Annotated in this window: 23 protein-coding genes; 15 read left to right on the forward strand and 8 right to left on the reverse strand. The window is 37.8% G+C overall.

Features of this window, described 5'->3' with window-relative positions; all coding sequences use genetic code 11:
- Position 1: 1 nt before the first annotated feature.
- Positions 2 to 973 (reverse strand): hypothetical protein, encoded by a 972-nt coding sequence (locus IEV74_RS12345; RefSeq protein WP_188455682.1) that lies wholly within the window; start codon positions 971 to 973, stop codon positions 2 to 4.
- Positions 967 to 1,164, reverse strand: coding sequence for a P-loop NTPase family protein (locus IEV74_RS12350; RefSeq protein WP_188455683.1), 198 nt, complete (start codon positions 1,162 to 1,164; stop codon positions 967 to 969). The genes IEV74_RS12345 and IEV74_RS12350 overlap by 7 nt, the downstream gene beginning before the upstream one ends.
- 303 nt (positions 1,165 to 1,467) lie before the next feature.
- Between IEV74_RS12350 and IEV74_RS19760 the strand changes: the two genes are divergently transcribed.
- The gene (locus IEV74_RS19760) at positions 1,468 to 1,659 is read left to right on the forward strand and encodes a helix-turn-helix domain-containing protein (RefSeq protein ID WP_229683177.1); all 192 of its coding nucleotides are present in this window, start codon (positions 1,468 to 1,470) and stop codon (positions 1,657 to 1,659) included.
- On the opposite strand, the gene IEV74_RS12360 is transcribed toward IEV74_RS19760, so the two are convergent.
- The 3 genes from IEV74_RS12360 to IEV74_RS12370 are packed head-to-tail and all read right to left on the reverse strand — an operon-like array spanning position 1,571 to position 2,471.
- Complete coding sequence (locus tag IEV74_RS12360) at positions 1,571 to 2,035, reverse strand: DEAD/DEAH box helicase family protein (RefSeq protein WP_188455684.1); 465 nt, start codon at positions 2,033 to 2,035, stop codon at positions 1,571 to 1,573. The genes IEV74_RS19760 and IEV74_RS12360 overlap by 89 nt on opposite strands.
- Entirely contained in the window at positions 1,974 to 2,294 is a 321-nt protein-coding gene (locus tag IEV74_RS12365) for a phospholipase D-like domain-containing protein (protein WP_188455782.1), read from the reverse strand. Before IEV74_RS12365 ends, IEV74_RS12360 begins: the two co-directional genes overlap by 62 nt.
- Before the next feature lie 45 nt (positions 2,295 to 2,339).
- Positions 2,340 to 2,471 (reverse strand): helix-turn-helix domain-containing protein, encoded by a 132-nt coding sequence (locus IEV74_RS12370; protein WP_188455685.1) that lies wholly within the window; start codon positions 2,469 to 2,471, stop codon positions 2,340 to 2,342.
- Between the two features lie 364 nt (positions 2,472 to 2,835).
- Between IEV74_RS12370 and IEV74_RS12375 the strand changes: the two genes are divergently transcribed.
- The 9 genes from IEV74_RS12375 (at position 2,836) to IEV74_RS12415 (ending at position 9,639) form a co-directional block, all read left to right on the forward strand.
- Positions 2,836 to 3,405 carry a sigma-70 family RNA polymerase sigma factor gene (locus tag IEV74_RS12375; RefSeq protein WP_188455686.1) on the forward strand — a complete coding sequence of 190 codons (570 nt, stop codon included), beginning with the start codon at positions 2,836 to 2,838 and terminating at the stop codon, positions 3,403 to 3,405.
- A 66-nt stretch (positions 3,406 to 3,471) separates the two neighbouring features.
- On the forward strand, positions 3,472 to 4,494 hold the full coding sequence (locus tag IEV74_RS12380; RefSeq protein ID WP_188455687.1) for a DnaD domain-containing protein: 1,023 nt from the start codon (positions 3,472 to 3,474) through the stop codon (positions 4,492 to 4,494).
- 77 nt (positions 4,495 to 4,571) lie between these two features.
- Positions 4,572 to 5,036, forward strand: a complete 465-nt coding sequence (locus IEV74_RS12385; RefSeq protein WP_188455688.1) for a DinB family protein — start codon at positions 4,572 to 4,574, stop codon at positions 5,034 to 5,036.
- Between the two features lie 81 nt (positions 5,037 to 5,117).
- On the forward strand, positions 5,118 to 5,915 hold the full coding sequence (locus tag IEV74_RS12390) for a DUF899 domain-containing protein (RefSeq protein WP_188455689.1): 798 nt from the start codon (positions 5,118 to 5,120) through the stop codon (positions 5,913 to 5,915).
- A gap of 269 nt (positions 5,916 to 6,184) precedes the next feature.
- Positions 6,185 to 6,724, forward strand: coding sequence for a DinB family protein (locus IEV74_RS12395; RefSeq protein WP_229683168.1), 540 nt, complete (start codon positions 6,185 to 6,187; stop codon positions 6,722 to 6,724).
- A gap of 128 nt (positions 6,725 to 6,852) precedes the next feature.
- Positions 6,853 to 7,374, forward strand: coding sequence for a GNAT family N-acetyltransferase (locus IEV74_RS12400; RefSeq protein ID WP_229683169.1), 522 nt, complete (start codon positions 6,853 to 6,855; stop codon positions 7,372 to 7,374).
- A 349-nt stretch (positions 7,375 to 7,723) separates the two neighbouring features.
- Entirely contained in the window at positions 7,724 to 8,191 is a 468-nt protein-coding gene (locus tag IEV74_RS12405; RefSeq protein ID WP_188455690.1) for a DinB family protein, read from the forward strand.
- A 199-nt stretch (positions 8,192 to 8,390) separates the two neighbouring features.
- Positions 8,391 to 9,179: a hypothetical protein gene (locus tag IEV74_RS12410; protein WP_188455691.1), complete on the forward strand. Its 789-nt coding sequence runs from the start codon at positions 8,391 to 8,393 to the stop codon at positions 9,177 to 9,179.
- 1 nt (position 9,180) lies between these two features.
- The gene (locus IEV74_RS12415; protein WP_188455692.1) at positions 9,181 to 9,639 is read left to right on the forward strand and encodes a hypothetical protein; all 459 of its coding nucleotides are present in this window, start codon (positions 9,181 to 9,183) and stop codon (positions 9,637 to 9,639) included.
- Positions 9,640 to 9,776: 137 nt separating this feature from the next.
- On the opposite strand, the gene IEV74_RS12420 is transcribed toward IEV74_RS12415, so the two are convergent.
- Positions 9,777 to 10,358, reverse strand: coding sequence for a CBO0543 family protein (locus IEV74_RS12420; RefSeq protein WP_188455693.1), 582 nt, complete (start codon positions 10,356 to 10,358; stop codon positions 9,777 to 9,779).
- Positions 10,359 to 10,649: 291 nt separating this feature from the next.
- Here IEV74_RS12420 and IEV74_RS12425 point away from each other — a divergent pair, with 291 nt between their 5' ends.
- The 3 genes from IEV74_RS12425 to IEV74_RS12435 all read left to right on the forward strand — a co-directional run bounded on the left by IEV74_RS12425 (position 10,650) and on the right by IEV74_RS12435 (position 12,205).
- The gene (locus IEV74_RS12425; RefSeq protein ID WP_188455694.1) at positions 10,650 to 11,144 is read left to right on the forward strand and encodes an SRPBCC domain-containing protein; all 495 of its coding nucleotides are present in this window, start codon (positions 10,650 to 10,652) and stop codon (positions 11,142 to 11,144) included.
- Between the two features lie 111 nt (positions 11,145 to 11,255).
- On the forward strand, positions 11,256 to 11,471 hold the full coding sequence (locus IEV74_RS12430; RefSeq protein ID WP_188455792.1) for a hypothetical protein: 216 nt from the start codon (positions 11,256 to 11,258) through the stop codon (positions 11,469 to 11,471).
- Between the two features lie 167 nt (positions 11,472 to 11,638).
- Positions 11,639 to 12,205 carry a hypothetical protein gene (locus IEV74_RS12435; protein ID WP_188455695.1) on the forward strand — a complete coding sequence of 189 codons (567 nt, stop codon included), beginning with the start codon at positions 11,639 to 11,641 and terminating at the stop codon, positions 12,203 to 12,205.
- 339 nt (positions 12,206 to 12,544) lie between these two features.
- Here IEV74_RS12435 and IEV74_RS12440 read toward each other — a convergent pair whose 3' ends face one another.
- Positions 12,545 to 13,540 (reverse strand): DUF3231 family protein, encoded by a 996-nt coding sequence (locus IEV74_RS12440; RefSeq protein ID WP_188455696.1) that lies wholly within the window; start codon positions 13,538 to 13,540, stop codon positions 12,545 to 12,547.
- 340 nt (positions 13,541 to 13,880) lie between these two features.
- Positions 13,881 to 15,446: a PucR family transcriptional regulator gene (locus IEV74_RS12445; RefSeq protein WP_188455697.1), complete on the reverse strand. Its 1,566-nt coding sequence runs from the start codon at positions 15,444 to 15,446 to the stop codon at positions 13,881 to 13,883.
- A gap of 199 nt (positions 15,447 to 15,645) precedes the next feature.
- Between IEV74_RS12445 and IEV74_RS12450 the strand changes: the two genes are divergently transcribed.
- Both IEV74_RS12450 and IEV74_RS12455 read left to right on the forward strand, forming a co-directional pair.
- Positions 15,646 to 16,389, forward strand: coding sequence for a nucleoside phosphorylase (locus tag IEV74_RS12450; RefSeq protein WP_188455698.1), 744 nt, complete (start codon positions 15,646 to 15,648; stop codon positions 16,387 to 16,389).
- Positions 16,390 to 16,422: 33 nt separating this feature from the next.
- The gene (locus tag IEV74_RS12455) at positions 16,423 to 17,679 is read left to right on the forward strand and encodes an MFS transporter (RefSeq protein ID WP_188455699.1); all 1,257 of its coding nucleotides are present in this window, start codon (positions 16,423 to 16,425) and stop codon (positions 17,677 to 17,679) included.
- The last annotated feature ends 35 nt before the right edge of the window (positions 17,680 to 17,714 follow it).

Consider the following 17,714-nt stretch of genomic DNA (forward strand, 5'->3'; position numbering starts at 1 on the left):
GTTAGCTATTAAGCTGTCCCCCACTTTTTCTTTCAAAATACCATTGCATTTTATAATTACAAATCTGCAGAGTCATTGCATGTAGAATATGTTGATCTATCTCTAGAACAGAAAAATTCATTCCAAATTTTCCATTCTCAAAATATACAAGCTCATCCCTATCTACCCATTTAGACATCGGCATCTTGGCAATTAGTTTAACTACTTTTGCCTGGTCATATTCCCATAATTCTTTTGTGTTCTTACTCGAGAAGTCAATTCGTTTTCGGTAATTTTTAGCCATATAAAATTGGTGGAAATAAGGGGCGACCTCCTCTGGTGTTGGTTTTAACCATTCTTCCGTTCCTTTATTCAATAAAAATTGTAATATAACCTTTTTATATGATTTTGTCATAGTTTCCTTTTCTACTTTATTTAACCATCGATAATGCTGTTCATAAACTATAGATTCTTGTTCAGATAACTCTTGGAATTCGTAAAGGAATGAGAAATAGCCCCCAAAGGCTTGTTTATATTCTTTTGAATTAATGCTTCCATTAAGATGAATTTCTTTATAAGTGGGACTTCTACCTAGATTATTTTTTACTTTTAAATAGTCATGAAAAATTCGTTCTTTACGTGGACTGCGTTTTTTCTTTAATGCTTCCAAAAGATTGATAACTTCAGTCTCTAAATGTATTTCGCACTCTGCTGGAACAATAGGTGTAAAATCCTTACCTAAGGAATTCTTTGACTTTTGTGTATCAAAAAGGGTAAGTTTAATATCTGCATTACGATAGTTACCAATAAAATCAATAATAACGCAAGTATTTTTTTCTACGAATTTCCTTAGACCACGCCCGATTTGTTGAGTGAAAACAACCAATGATTCAGTTGGACGTGCAAAAAGTAATGTATCCTCAGATGGGATATCGATCCCTTCATTAAAGAGATCCACTGTAAAGATGATATCTAGTTCCCCTGATTCTAGCATCCGTATACTTTCTTTTCGACTATAATTTGCGAGGTAAGTGCAAGTGCATTTGCCCCTTGATCATTGAAATAGTTTGCTAGGAATTCAGCCTGTTGAATGGAAGAACAAAATCCAAGTGAACGGGTTTGTTTAAGTTCATTCCATTTGGTGTAAATTTGTTTTGCTTTGTCTAATTGCAATTGTTGCATCATTAGTTCATTCTGGTCATATTTGTTACCTAGCCAGTGAATGGCAGAATAATCAATGTTGTCTTTTAAACCATAATACTTGAATGGTGTTGTGACTGATAAACTAAAGTATACAGTTTCCGCTAAATAAAAGTGAACACTTTCCTATACGTGAGTGCAGTTTTTATATGGCTGCCCTCGGGCAGCCATATAAAAACTGTCCGACGTGAAAGTAGCATAAAATAAATGCCCCATCACTGTTATAATAATAGATTGATAGACTACAACAGTGATGGAGGCAAAAAGGTGGATAAGTGGAATATGTATATGGAAATTAAGCAATTACTAAAACAAGGCTTCAGTAAAGTGAAGGTGGCTGAAAAACTTGGTATCTCCAGGGTTACGGTATATCGTTATCTTTATCTTTTTCTTATCCATAAAAGAGTCCACCTGGTTGATTCAATATCAGTTCAAAACTCTTCTTGGCTTGTATTAAAATTTCTTCACGGTGCGCAATAAACAGAATCTTTTTATATTGTTGTGCAAAAAAAGCTGCAAGGTATGTTTTCCCCAAACCTGTTGCCATAACAACCATAGCTTTTTTATACTCTTCGGCTATGGTGGATTGAAGTGCTGCTAAAGCCTCGGTCTGTGCTTGTCGTGGTTCAAAATCGGCAGGATAAACTACGGGTGGATCGTATGTCTCTTCCGGTAAATCGTTTTCTTCAGAAGGTAATGTTAATTCTATTTCCTCCTTTTTTGTCCAGGTTGTGAGGAGATCAGCGTGTTCGGTATGGAAGTAATCATATTCTTTTTGATAAGTCTTTAAAGATTCAAGGCATCGTTTCCGTGTTATCTGCGTAGAACAATTCAATGAATGCTTCAATTGATTCATCGAAGGATTCGTTGGATGCTCGCCGATGTATTTGCAAATTCCATTCAACACCAGTTGTATATGCCGATCGTGACATATTGGAGGACCCAACAATGAGTGAACCCTTTTCTTTATTTTTAAATATGTATGTTTTTGGGTGGAAGGCGTTCCCATTACTTTTCCATAAACGTACCTCCAAATTTTCTCCTTGTAACTCTAGTACTTTTTGTATTGCTTTTGGTTGGGTGACATAAAGGTAGTCCCCAGTTAAAATTTTTATATCAGCTCCATTAGTTAGTGCGTTCTGTAAAGATTAAACAGTAATTCAATCCCTGATCTCATGATAAAATGTTGTGGGTAATTTTTCACCACGCTCAATTCTACCAATATTTTTATCATTAAGCCCCGATATGTTTGCTAGTTTCTCAATTGATAAACCTTTTTCTATTCTTTTCAATCATATTTGCTTCCCTAATAACAGTTTGAATAGATTTCTATTTCCCAATGGTTATCTTCCTTTTTAAAACTATTATCTAGTTGTAAATTGGTAGATCCCACGCCCTGAAGGTCACTTTTTGGTAATAAAACTTTTTGGACTAGCAATAATGACTTCACTACAATCCCAGCGAATTCCATCTAACTTTTTTAACTGGCTTGAAAATTGAATTTTTCTAATTGGTTTTTCAAAATTTAACGGATTATTAAGATGAAATTTGAATTTTTACGTTTAATTTAGAAAGTTAGCCAAGATGCACAATTTTTCTTCATGCAATATGGTAACTCTAGCAGCATTCATCATTACCATTTGGAGGAGAAAACAAATGAACAACAAAAAGACATTCACGTTCGAGGAAATTTTCAATCAAAACGAAAGAAGAATTCACTACCAGATTCATCGCTTGAACATTAACGATCCGCACAAAGATTTTTACCAGGAAGGTCTGTGTGCGATGTGGAATGCTTATGAGAAATATGAGGCGGATAAGGGTCCGATGGCAACGTATTTCAATTATACGATTCGCAATCGGCTGATTGATAAAATTCGGAAAGAAAAACATGACACCAAACACGCAGCCGATTCGATAGTAATTAGTGAGGCAGAAATTGATGATGGCAATCATTTGAAGATGAATGGGAATACCTATCCGATTGTTGGCTATTCAGGTCTGAACGGGAAGGATCCATACCTGTGGGAACGTCTGAAATCAGAGCTAACGGAGAATCAATGGAAGTGGGTGAATTTATATATTATGCATGATATGTCTGTGAAAGCTATTGCAGATCAGGAAGAAACGACTGTGGACGCGGTGAAAAGCTGGGGGAAGCAGGTTAGAAGGAAGCTGAAGGATTCGGAGTTTCGCAAACGGATTTCGTGGAATTTGGAATTATAGAATCGTTGCGCTGTCCTTACGTAAAGGGTAGCGCAATACTAATGAATACTTAAAGGGGAGCTTAAGATGAACTACTTAAAAGAAATGAAAGCATTTTATAATCGTATTATATTTAATCCACTTTCAGGTTCGGCGGTTGCACTGTGGCATACGCTGATGCATTTTAACAATTTGAGCGGCTGGCAGGAACGATTTACCGTTACAAATATCATGCTGATGGAAACCTCTGGTGTTAAAGGAGGTTCCTTTTCACGGGCAAGAGAAGATCTAATAGAGAACGGGTTTATTATGGTGGAGCCACAGTCAGGAAGTCAATCACCAATCTATCAAATGATTTCGCAAGTATACGTGTTTGATCAGACGGGTGCAGCTGTTAAACCGGTAGATGATAAGGTTAGCAAGGCAGATGACAGCGTGGACAATAATGTGGACCGCAATGCGGGGGACAGTTTGGCAGACAATGTGGTTAACAATCCGGCAGACAACGCGGTGCCATTATATAAAGTAAATAATAAACAAGAAAAGAAACAGAAAGATAAACAAACGAAAACAATACATAAACAACAAAAAGCTTTTTCTTCTTCCGCCATTTCATTTTTTGAAAATAACTTTGGCAAGGCAAATTCGTTTACTGCAAAGGAGATCACTGGCTGGGTGAATGATGCTGGCGAAGGGCTTGTTTTGCATGCGATGAAACGGGCGTTGGAGCTGGATAGGAAGAGCTGGGGCTATGTGAAATGGATTTTAAACGATTGGCTGAAAAACGGGCTTCATACGGTTGAAGCTGTTAATGCCGAGGATTTGGACAATCGAAGCCAATTGCGGAATCGGGGGTATCAGCATAAAAGGGAGGTTGTGCCGGATTGGTTTACGGAAAGGAAGCAAGCAATGTCGAAGCTGGAGAAAGGGCAGAGTAACCCAATGGACCCGGAAGCAACCGCCGCTGAGGAAAAAGAAATTGCCGAGCTGCTTGCAGAATTTAAGAAAGGCAGTCAAAGCGGGACAAGGGGTCTGACCCCCTGTCCCGCACATCCTGGTTTGTTCAACGCAGGTAAAATTTATACATATGAAAGTAGCAGGATTTTTTAGAAGAGTACAGAATAGTTAAGGAGGTACTTATTTATGCAGCATTTTGAATTCCAAATTATACAAAGGGGGAGTTACCTTTGAAACTGACTTTCTTTGAAAACGGATTACATGGGGAAAATGCACATGTTGACCCATTGGAGGTGTTTGATGGTTTACGGTGGGAGAAGTCCGGAGAGCTACCCGCAAACTGTCCCTATTCAGTATGGCAGATTCTAAACCATATGATTTTCTGGCAAGACTTCTACCTTGCCTATCTTAAAGGTGTGGTGCCTGAACATCCGGAGCAGGACGAGGACTCATGGCCCGATGAAACAGGCCCGTCAAGTGAAAACGAGTGGAATGACGCTTTTTTTCAATTCAGCAGTGGGCTAAAGGAAGCTGAAAACGAAGCAAAGAAAGATTTACAAGAACAAAGGGACGCTGGGCTGGAAAGGACTCGTGGTGATCTTTTAGCCACACTTATGGCACACAACAGTTATCATACTGGACAGGTAGCATTGATTCGTCGATTAATTGGAGAATGGCCACCGCCTTCCTGGTGATACCTGGCAGTCAACCTGTTACTCTAGCAATTCAATTTTTGTACGGAAAAGTTAAATTAGCCAGCGAAAGGGGAATGAATCATGTCACAAAAAAACGCTGCGTATCCGAAAGTCGTGTCCCGGGAAGAGTGGTTAACAGCGCGAAAGAATTTCTTGGACAAGGAAAAAGAGTTTACCCGGAGCAGGGATAAATTAAATGCCGAGCGCCGCCGACTTCCAATGGTAGAGATTGATAAGGACTATGTATTAGATGGCCCGAATGGAAATACCCGTCTGCTTGATCTGTTTGAAGGCCGTCCGCAGCTTATCGTGCATCATTTCATGTTCGATCCCGATTGGGAAGCAGGTTGTCCGGCTTGCTCGCTTGCTGTGGACAACATTGGCCATCTCGCCCACCTGCAAGCTCGCAACACGTCACTGGCTCTGATATCTCGTGCACCACTTTCTAAACTCCTAAGCTATAAAGAGCGCATGGGCTGGAACATTCCTTGGTACTCGTCCTTCGATAGTGACTTTAACTATGACTTTCACGTTACACTGGATGAATCCGTTGCTCCGATTGAATATAACTACTTGACCAAGGACGAGCTAGTTCAGAACGGTGTACCCCTTGATTCCCAACAATCAATGGAGGTGCCTGGCGTGAGTACCTTTCTTCGTGATGGTGAACGGATTTTTCATACGTATACGACTTACGCCCGTGGAACGGATCTACTGCTTGGTATCTTTAATTACCTTGATTTAACAGCACTTGGCAGGCAGGAGGAATGGGAACAGCCACCTGGTCGCAGTGATGGCAGGGGAAGTTCATGGCTCCGACGTCATGACGAATATGAACACGCTTTTGAAACGGATTCTTGTTGCCATTCAAAAGAGTGATTTGAAATAAGGTCGTCTTTTAAAAAGACGACCTTATTCTGGGAAATGAAAGAAGGGCTCGGCTGTGCCCCAAGCTCTTTTGTGTGACTGCAGCATGCATTCATTTGGATTGATTTACAAATGATTGTGTAAAATGGGGTTACGTTTTGCACCTATTAATGGGGTTGTATCTAAATAGTATTGGAAATTTTTTTGAGAAACCGATAGGCGCTGTGATCATCTGCATTCAATAGCTGAATAGGATTAACTTGAGTGAAGGGAGAAAGCAAATGAACCTGGGATTGACGGATATTTTTCGCATGGAATATGACTTTTGCTGGGATAAGGAGACATGGTTTGTACCGTTAGAATCTGCACTACGGGGTTTAAATTCCGCAGATGCAAGCTGGCAGCCCCCTGGAGGTGGTAACACCATTTGGCAGACTGTAAATCATCTCAATTACTACAACACCGTGCTTCTTAGACAAATCAATGACGATCCATCGCCTGGAAAAAGGGCATCCAATCATATGGTTGCATTTGGAGATATTGGGGAACCAGTTTCCGAAAAGTGGAAGACAATCTTAGCTGAGGATACATTTGGAGATGGCGGCGACCAAGCGAATTCCGATAAATGGGAGGAAGTTGTTGCAGAAGCACGCATGATTTGTGAGGAATTGCGTAAATCACTGGCACAGGTTCATGACAGTCAATTGGATGAGGAACTTGCAGGGGGGCTGGCCCGTCAGATTTTGCACAACGTATACCATATAGGGCAAATTGTATTAATCCGCAAACAACAAGGATCATGGCCAAAGGAGCGGGCGTAATTTCCGCTATGGAAATCGTTTAAACTGTGCAGGAGTTAAAAAAGTTATGAAAGAAATTAGTAGTTATTCTTATGGTTGTATTGTTTTTAACAAGGCCGGGCTTATAAAGCAATTGGGAGGAAAGCACGATGAAACAAATGAATGCACCACAAGTACGGATTGTACCTTGGGACGAAGGAGACCTTGATTTGCTTCGTCTTCTAAATTCGCCGGAAATGACTATACACTTTGGTGGTCCGGAGGCTGAGGATAAGCTACTTGCTCGCCATAAAACGTATTGTGAGATTGCTGGGCAGGGAACCGGACGTATGTTTAAGATTATTTTGCTTCCGTACAATGAAGTCGTTGGCAGTGTAGGCTATTGGGATAAAGTGTGGCAAGGGAAGGATGTTTTTGAGATTGGATGGAGTGTTTTGCCTGAATTTCAAGGTAGAGGGATAGCGACAGCAGCAACAGCGAAAGCCATCGCTTCTGCCGCTTCAGAAAAGAAGCATCGATTCATTCATGCTTATCCAAAAATCATCAACCCCGCTTCGAATAGTATTTGCAAAAAGCTCGGTTTCTTGTTTATGGGTGAGTGTGATTTTGAATACCCCATCGGAAATCCCATACGATGCAATGACTGGAGATTGGAAATAGGCAATAATTGACCCAGAGATTATAAAAACAGGGAAATTAATATTCAGGTATAAATGAGTTGTTAACCGGAATAAACAATATTCATAGAAGCGTAATCCCTATAGGATTTACGCTTTTATTTTTGTAGATAAAACAATGAAATATCATGTGGAGAAAAAGAAAATAAACTATGCCTTATGCCGATTCTGTATTGTGACGATTGGTCAATAATGGGAAAATAAAACTGGACGCTCCAGTGGTATATTATTTACCCAAGTTTAAACTTGACCTAAATTTATTCAGATAATTGAAAAAGAAGGGTTTTAGGGATAAAGTAAAGTTGTATGAGGTAAGTCGAATAAAAATATGGGAGGTTTTTATATGAGTAAAATTGAAGAAATTCATGAAGGGTGGCTTCGTCATAGATTGGTACTTCAAGAGTTACTGGAGACTATTGATAATAACCATATCAACTTCAAACCCTGGGAAGGTGCATATTCTATGGGTTCATTGGCAGTACACATAGCTACTTCTACCGACATGTTCGTTAAAAGTGTAAAAAATGGTGTATTCACGCCCCCCGCAGCCAATCAGTTCGAAACAATGGAAGATGTGCGGGACATTGTTCAGAGATTAACAGAAGTAACAAAGGAAGAATTAGGGTCCCTTTCTCATTCACAACTGCTTGAAAAAATTGAAATTAACAGGTTTTATGTGCCCGGAAGTTTGTGGATATCAAATGCAGCAGACCATGAAATTCATCATAAAGGTCAATTGTTTACCTATGCTCGAATGGTTGGTGTTGAAAAGGTTCCATTTTTTATTAAACAACCTTCTAAAAAACAATAACGATATCGTATTACAGCAAATATAATTTATATGCATGTTTATGAAATTGGTGCGGCTATCTTATAGAATCGAATGGTGGCATATTAAAATCCCAATTTCTAATATTAAACTGGGATTTTTACACCTATAAATAGAATGTCTGTATAGTTTTCTATCAAATGCGGAACCTATAGAAAAAATGAGGATTGTGAGAATTTAAATGGATAACTATACAAACGATAACACCGCCAGACGTTATACTGCTAACGTTAGTGTTTTAGGTACCACGCAAATTCATTTAAGAAATCCTTATATTATTGCATGGTGGAGTATGGCTTTTCCGGGACTTGGCCATCTTCTTTTATCCAAGTATATTCGCGGATTCTTATTATTTATTTGGGAATTCGTTGTTAATTTAAATGCTCACATTAACTTGGCCATCATTTATTCCTGGCAGGGTGATATCGATGCCGCAATTAATGTATTGGATACAAGATGGCTGTTAGTTTATACACCCGTTTATTTTTTTAGTATATGGGATGCTTATCGGACAACAGTAGATATGAATAAAATCTACATACTGGCAGAAAGGGAAGAACATCGCTTTAACTCATTTAGTATAAGTACGTTGGAAATTAACTATTTGGACAAAAGAAATCCTTTGATGGCGATAGTGTGGTCTTTATTCGCACCGGGGCTGGGTCAGTTATATATACATAGGGTGTTTACTGCATTTGTAGGTGTTGGTGCAACGATTGGTGTCTTTTATTTTTCTAACTTTTTAGAGGCTGTAACGCTTTTTATTCAGGGAGATATTCAACAGGCAACACCAGTTTTAGATCCTGAATGGCTTCTGTTTTTGCCTTCTATTTATGGATTCTCGGTATACGACGCTTATATCAATACTGTTGAAAATAATAAACTATTTGAGAAGGAACAACGGCGATTTTTAAAGGGTAACTATCAGAATTCTAATTTCCGTATTCTAAAAGGAAAAAAGGTGAATTGATATGCAGTTATTTGCAACATTCGATAATAACCTATACCTGGAAATGGCCATCTCGACGTTGGAGAAAAATAATATTGAAAAAGACAATATCTATGCTATACCACTTGATAATCGGAAGGAGCCTCGAAAACTATTTGATACGCTGCATCAATCTGATGGTATATCCCTTATCGATATAGGTGTGGCACTTGGAACGGCTTTTTCGGTTATAGGTGTTAGCATTGGCTTTAAAATGGCTTGGGGGCCTATTTGGATTGGTCTCATTGGTTCCTTTATTGGGTTTTTTATAGGGCTCGGTATTCGGTTATTTATGAATGTTCTTTTTCAAAAAAGAAAAAGTATATTGAAGGGGAAGCAGGTGGAGGTTATTTTAATTATTGATTGCGCGGAAACACAAGGGGAATTAGTTGAAAATATTCTTTGGGAACACTTTTGTTTTGGTGTGGCCAAGATAAAATAAATAATAAATTGCTTCTAACATTTAAGGAAGTACCTAATATTTTTGGTGTTCTCCTTTTACCTTAGCCTTATCTGTATTCAGCGAAAGTGCACAGCTAAGGTCACATTATAGAAGAATAATTTTATCAAGGGATTACTTTATGGATAATGTCGATCCAATTTCTTCAATTTATTGATGAACCATTTGAGTACAACGGCTATGACAAAATAAGGAATAATGCTGTAAATATGTTTCCAGGTATATTGTTTATAGATGCCCAACCATTCTAATATGGGTTCAAAAACAAACCCGAAAACAAGTGCATTGACGGCGGCCGCAATAAAAAAGGATTTCCACCTAGGGAAGTATTGGTAGATAATCATATAATAGATAGGCATTTGCACGTTATGTATTTCAAGAAGGGGTGGTGTATTTAATACCGAAATGGGATAAATCCACCACAATAACGAAAGCCCAATGATATCGCCAAACATTCCAATAGTTGATACAATTGCCCCATATGTGACAATCTCAACGATTCTCTTTTTATCTACAATATTAATCCATACAATAAAAAGGCCGATCGTCGTAATGACAAGAACCCACCAGCCCAAGCTGAATAACCCCTCATTTAGCCAATATGCTATTTCAGTTTCCCGAAATTGCTTTGTTTTTTCCTCAAGATCCTGTAGAGTAGGATTCACATTATCGCGCCCCATTGCAATATTTTTGTGTATCATGATTTAGGTTTTGTTAAATCCTTAAAACATATTCTTCACTAATGACACGAATTTATGTGTACGTGTCTGAGGGAACTCCGGGTGCGTTTCAACTTAGGTAATCATCGGTGGGATTTCGGAATGTTTCATGATGTTTTCGAGGTGTTGAATTTCATGGGACAGTGGTCAGCCCCCTTGTCCCGCTATCGTGTCTTGCTTTTTATACAAAATTTTGAAATAATTAGGATGATTTTGTGAATGTGATGTACAGTTGTACGGATGATAAATGTAAAAATGAAGGAGGGTTTTATCATGGAGAATGGGACGGGTAACAGGAGAACAGATTCCGCCTCAAGAGTGATTATGGCAACACCGCAAACCATATATCAGGCTTTCGTAAACCCGGAAGCATTGATTGCGTGGCTGCCACCGAAAGGAATGTCGGGACATATTGACATGTTCGAACCCCAAGAAGGTGGAACGTATAAAGTGACACTTACATACGAAATGGAACACGCAGACCTTGGCAAGACTTCGGAAAACACAGACGTAGCTGAGGGAAAATTTTTAGAGCTGGTTCCATACAAGCGAATTGTGCAATCCGTTAACTTCAATTCCACGGACCCGGCTTTCTCAGGTGAGATGATACAGAAATGGCTCTTGGAAACCATTCCAGAAGGCACAAAGGTTACTATTGTATGCGAAAATGTACCTGAAGGAATACGAAAAGAGGATCACGACACAGGTTTAAGGTCCACACTTGAGAATCTTGCTGCTTTTACGGAAGGGTTAAACGGTAAAAGATAGATTACTGTTTTGATAGAGATTACAATTCAGCGCTCAATATAAAAAAGGAAGGCATTCGCTTATTGAAAACTGCCTAAAGACAATATAAACTCTTGGAACAAGAGGGATAGCTTGGTCAATTTTGTCAGCTACCAAAAGTGGCGATTACCCAAGAAGCCCCCGCTTCAAGCAACCCGCAGCTGTGGTAAGTGGTGGAGTAGTTCACTAAATAGTTTAATACCGTTTGGAATGATTTTTGGTGGTGCTACTGGTGTAGTTTTAGGAATGTTTTTCGAACCAATCTACCAGGTATTTTCAATTGCTTTAGGAGCCGGAATTGGCCTATAACTTGGGTCCATTGCCTATGGATTTTGTTATCGGAAAGAGTAGAATTGCAACAAACGGAAGCATTTAGTGAATAAAGATTGTTTGTCCATTTAACGAAATAATAGCTTTGCTAATGAAGTTTAGAAATAGAAGGTATCGATTTATAATTTTATTTGGGGGCGTTTATTATGGAAGGACATTTCTTAGCCGAAAACCAAATGATTCAAGGAACAGGGAAGAATGTTTTAGATTATTGGAAATGGGCTTACTCTACAGTATTAAATAATCGGGAGCGCGGTATCTTTTCTGAATTTTTAGTTGGAAGTGCATTGGATGTACTGAACAAGCCTAGGGTTGAATGGGATAATGCTGATTTACAATATCACAATTATAATCTGGAGGTAAAATCGTCAGCGTTTATTCAGTCTTGGGAACAATCAAAAATAAGCACCCCCGCATTTGACATTGCCCCAAAATACGCTTGGACTGGCATAGGTAATGAATATGAACAAGAAAAGCGTCGTTTTGCGGATTATTATATTTTTTGTTTACTCCATGAAAAAAACCGCGAGAAGATAAACCCATTAAGTATGGATCAATGGGAATTTTACATCCTGCCAACGGGAGTGTTGGATCAACTAAAAAAGACACAAAAGAAAATCTCCTTACGTCCCTTGCAACGCCTATGTAGTGCGGTAGCCTACCATGAAATAAAACCAAGTTTAGATCAATTAATTGAGTTTTTAGAAAGATGAGTAGGGGAGGAGTAAATGGAGAATCAAATTAACAAGTGATATGTCACAGAACGATGTATTGTCCGGAAAATCAATCTTCACCAAACAAGTGCAATTGTTTGGAAGTGTATTCAAGAATAGGGCCATTTACTGAAGGGAAAATCCCAAGGAATATGGAATACTTATGGTAATGCTAGTGTGGTATTTGTGAAAAATTGCACTTAAACTATAGAGGGAAAAAGGGCAACAATTAATTCAGTCAACTTGTTTTTCATTCAACTGGGTAAATGAAAAATAAGTTTTCCGATTTCACAACACTCTAATTTGCCCTCTCATTTCTCTGAAGCTTGAACCTAAGATTTATCTGTCAACGGTTTCTGGCTGTTTTTCGAGCCACCTATGCTTTACCAAAATATTGTAAGATAATGCTCCAGCCTCCATAGCATGCGTAAATACTTTAGAATAACTTAAGATTATATCTGAACGGAAGCTGGAACCTAATGAGGCACCATAATAGGAAAGAGCTGCATTTACTAAAAACGCCGCATGGGACACAATTAATTTATCAGAAAATGGACTTACAGTAGAGTTCGTTATCTCATTATCCCATTTCTCAGGTATTGGTAAATGGCCATGTTGTAATATAGAGTCAAAGCTTTCGGCATCTTTCCCTGCTAATTTAACGTTTTTTAGCATAAATTTACGAACATCTTCCCGTACCGCCACCTGACTGAAAGCCAAACTTAACGAACCGATAAATCCAGTTTTCATTGAATTAAAGAAAAGCGTACTAATTTCTGAACTGTTTAGTGGTCTTTTATCTCCAATTAAATTAGAAATGAATCCTGGTGATTCGATAAACTCTGCCTCATGAGGTGAAGGAACGGATGGGACACTTGTATATTTCGGTTGTTTTTTAGCCAATTCAACTATTTTTTGGAACAATTCCCTAGATGAGTTCGTACATTCAAAAAAATAATCTTGTAAGTCTTGCCGCTCTATATTAGTAATAGCTAAGCCATACGCAGATAATCCATGAATGGTCATAATATAGGAATAAAAAAGTAAAAACTGATCAGAAAACAAACGTGGAGCATTAACATTCACGTCTTTCTCTGTAAATCCTATTGGGACTTCGAAATTAGCACTTTTCAAGAATTCGGTGATTCTCACAATATGGGTCTCAGATAACTGTAATGAGAATCTTAATATCGTTTTGATCTCTTTGTCCTCTACAATGTTAAGAAAATATTTATACACACAAATTGCCATACTATCGCTCGTATACTGGAGCCAAAGAGCGGAAACTTCAGCAGCTGTTAAAGAGTTGTACTTTTTTATACCGAAAATACCCAAATACAATTCCTCCTATATTTTTAGTTGTTATTCTAAGGTTATATTTGGATATTGCGTATTGAATTATACACGTATGAAGAACTTTAGATTGCATAACCTCTATTAAAGTACATAAAACTAAAACTTACTATCTACAGTTACAGATTTCCGGGTATAAATAGCGTTTTCAAATTATCCTCATCGGGTAGACCTTGACGCTTAGTGCGATCAAGTTCACTGCGGCCGGATCCCAGTACAGACTCATTGCAAATCAACTGCACAAGCTTTATAGAGAAGATCGGACACAAGGTGATAGGAACGCAAGAAGTACTTTTAAGTGAATTTTCCTGTCAAAATTATATTATTCAATCGTTGCATTTAAGTAAATGAGCAATTTCAATGAAAAATGTATATCAAGCATCTCATCCGGGTTTTTCAGATCAATGCCAGTTATATCCTGTATTTGCACAATTCGATTTTTTACGGTTTTCCAGTGTACATCGAGCCTTTCCGCCGTATTTTTAAAATTGTTATTTTCATCCAAATACGTAAGCAATGTATCTTGGAGTACATCCTTTTTTCTGAGGGGGGATTCCATAAGTATTTTAATTTTGGGATTAAGATAGTTTTCCAAAGTGACCTTTTTCTGCAGGTTATAAAAAGTTCGGTTAATCCCTATATCTGAATAGAAAAATATGCGCGATTCTGATTTTGAAGAAATATTTCCCCCTAATTTTATAGCTTCTTGGGCCTGAATAAAGGCAGCATTGAAATCTAATGAGGAATTAACAATATCTGATACTCCAATATGAAATTCGGATAATGGATTTAAAAAGAACTCGATTATTTCATATAATATAGGCTTTATATTTACATTTTCTTTTTTTATTATATAGGCAATTCTTCCTGTTCCTAGCCACTGTTTTGCTATTTCTACTTGATTATAAAAAGAAAGGGTAATATGTTTATCCAATTGATTTAATAGCTTTGTATTAGTTCCTTCAGCAACCACATATATAACCTGATAGCTATCACCTTTTTCCAAACCTATTATCTTTAGGGCTTGATTTCGCTCTGATAAGGAAAGGGACGCATTATGAATAAGGTTATCAAAGGATTGTTTAAACCTTTCTTGTTCTTTATGCTTCGATTCATTTTTAACATCGTTCAGCTTTATAAAGGATGCCGCAATGTGTATTGCGATTTTTTCCATTGGATTAACAGGTTTATTTTCCGTTGCTGTTATTAGAAATAGCTTATTTTTTTCATTCATTTGAATAGTGATAATATACGCATTTTTTGTTTGATATACCGCCAGATAGTCATTTAGATCCATTGGTTGTACATCCAAATTTAATTCAGGAAGTGAAATTGATTCTGTTTGCACAATGGTTGTTCCTGAATCATTTAATAGAAAAACTGGATGAGAGATAACTTTTTGAAGTGAACGTATAATACTTTGCTGGTCCTCTCCACCAATAGATAATCTCATGAATTTTTCATACATTTTTCTGAAATAATTTAATTTTTTATTCTCTTCATTAAACAATAATTGCATTACGTCATGTGTCACTGTATTGTAATGGGTATTCTTGCTAATTTGAATGATAGGTAGCTGAAACTTTTTCCCTCCATCTATAATTCCTTTTGGTACCTTTTTAACATACGCCTCTGTTTTTACAATAAGCGCGGAAATACCTTCTTCATCTAAACGCTTCAAAAAATCCATTTGTTCATCGTAGGTAAAATTTTGCGTTGCATATAAACTTGTTAATAATACAGATTTTGGTTGAGCCCATCTTTCAAATTCAGGTGATTCCATGACAGATATTTTTTCTACTTCTTTTTCCACACCTCTAAATCCTGATAAAAGACGACTTTCCTTCATAGCCGATAAAGTTAGGATATCTTTAACTAATACAGACATTTCACCACCTCCAAATGCGCTAAATGGGAAAAAAATAGCGCGGGAATTTCCCTTTAAGTCAATTGAATGTCATATCTGAATAAGATTATACTATAACAAATATCACTATTACACTTATCGGATATACTTATTTATTCCTACTTTTTTGGTACAGAGGGTAAAGATCTGATTAATCTAAACATAAGAAAGGATATTGTCAATGGAAAACATACATTTGAAAACGATTACCCAAGATGATTTGGGAGAGGTAACACTTCTTGTGGGGGATCCTGGGCGCGTAGAATTAATATCAGCCAATTGGGATGAAAGTCGCCTTCTAGTTGAAAACCGCGAATTTATTTTAGTTTCAGGCAAATGGAAGGGCAATATAGTATCAATTTGCTCAACTGGTATCGGTGTAGGCTCTACTGAAATAGCTATTATCGAATTAATTCAAAGCGGTGCTAAAAAGCTTGTACGTTTGGGTGGTTGTGGTTCTTGGAAGGGAGATATTGCTGCTGGGGATCTGTTAATGAATCATGCGATGGTCAGGGACCCGGGTATGCTTAGTGCTTATGTCAGTGACAATTATCCAGCAGTTGCTGATGTGAATTTACTCCAAGAAATCAAATTTTCGGCGATACAGAGTGGGTTTAGTGTTCATACCGGAATCGGCATGACAACGCAGAGCTATTATCTTGGACAAGGTCGTGTTCATGATATACCAAATGGACCACAGCCAAATGATGATTTTATGACTTATTGGCAAAATAGGAATGTAATTAATGCTGAAATGGAAAGTGCAGTTCTATTCCTTTTAGCGTCAATATATGATATTCCCGCAGCAAATTGCCTCGTTGTGCATGTAAATCGTATCGATGACCAATGGGTTCCAGATGAAAAATACCATAGATACCACGAAAAAGCAGCTATAGCAGTCCTTAATGCTTGTATTAATAAGTAAACGCTATAATTTTTAGAAAAGAGGGGAAGTCCTATGGGTAGAAATCAACAAACCATTAATCGTGGTAATAGCAGTTATCAAAAAAAAGTGCTTGCTTCATCCATGTTAGGCTTGGGATTAGAAGGCATGGATATAATGTTTCTGTCTTTTGTGCTAACTTCAATAATATCTGAGTTTGGAATTTCATCCGCAGCAGCCGGTTCAATATCATCTATTACTAACATTGGAATGCTTATTGGTGGAGTTGGCTTTGGGATTTTAGCAGATAAACACGGGCGTATCCGCATTTTTACGTATACTATAATTTTATTTGCTGTTGCTACGGTATTAATGGCATTTGCTACTAATATTTATGAAATATATGTATTGCGCTTCCTAGCTGGTGTTGGTGGCGGCGGTGAATTTGGAATTGGAATGGCTTTAGTTGCGGAAGCCTTTTCTAAAGAAAAACGTGGAAGGATGACTTCTTGGGTGACAGTTGGTGGACAATTGGGAGCAGTATTAGCAGCTGTCTCTGCCGCAATTGTCATCCCGACATTGGGATGGAGAGCATTATTCATTGTCGGCGTACTTCCAGTGATTTTAGCCTTTTATGTTAGAAGAAATTTAGATGAAACAAAAGCATGGAAAAATGCCCAACTAGAATTAGAGAAGGAAAAGAAGGCAAAAAAAAGTACACTTGGTTTCTTATTTAACTCTCCAAGAACCGCATATGTTACCATTGCACTTACAATAATGTCTACAGTTCAAGTGGCTGGATATTTTGGTTTAATGAATTGGCTGCCATCTATTTTACAAGAGCAGTTAGGGCTGTCAGTTTCGGGTTCATCATTGTGGATGATTAGTACGATCTTAGGTATGATTGCAGGTATGCTACTCTTTGGGCAAATATTAGACCGTTTAGGTGCAAAAGTGTCCTATGGAATCTTTCTTATCGCATCTGCAGCTTCTGTTTTTTTGTATGTATTCGCCCAAAGTGCTGTAACCATACTTATAGGTGGAGCTATTGTTGGCTTTTTTGCTAACGGAATGAATGCCGGGTATGGTGCACTCATTTCTAGTTTCTATCCAACCGTTGCAAGAAGTACAGCTAATAATCTAATTTTTAATACTGGACGAGCTCTTGGGGGTCTTTCGCCAATTGTTATTGGGTTTTTACTGGATAACTATAGTATCACAGCTGCAATGGCATTTTTATCGATATTGTACTTAATTTCTTTCATCATTATTATGACATTGCGTGATAATCCAATGAAAGGAATGAAACACGCCGAAAGAAAAAATATATAGGTAGTGTGTGTTCTGCAAGGAAGCGGAAATGATCT

The organism is Virgibacillus oceani, from assembly GCF_014638995.1.
Taxonomy (GTDB): Bacteria; Bacillota; Bacilli; order Bacillales; family Amphibacillaceae; genus Virgibacillus_E; species Virgibacillus_E oceani.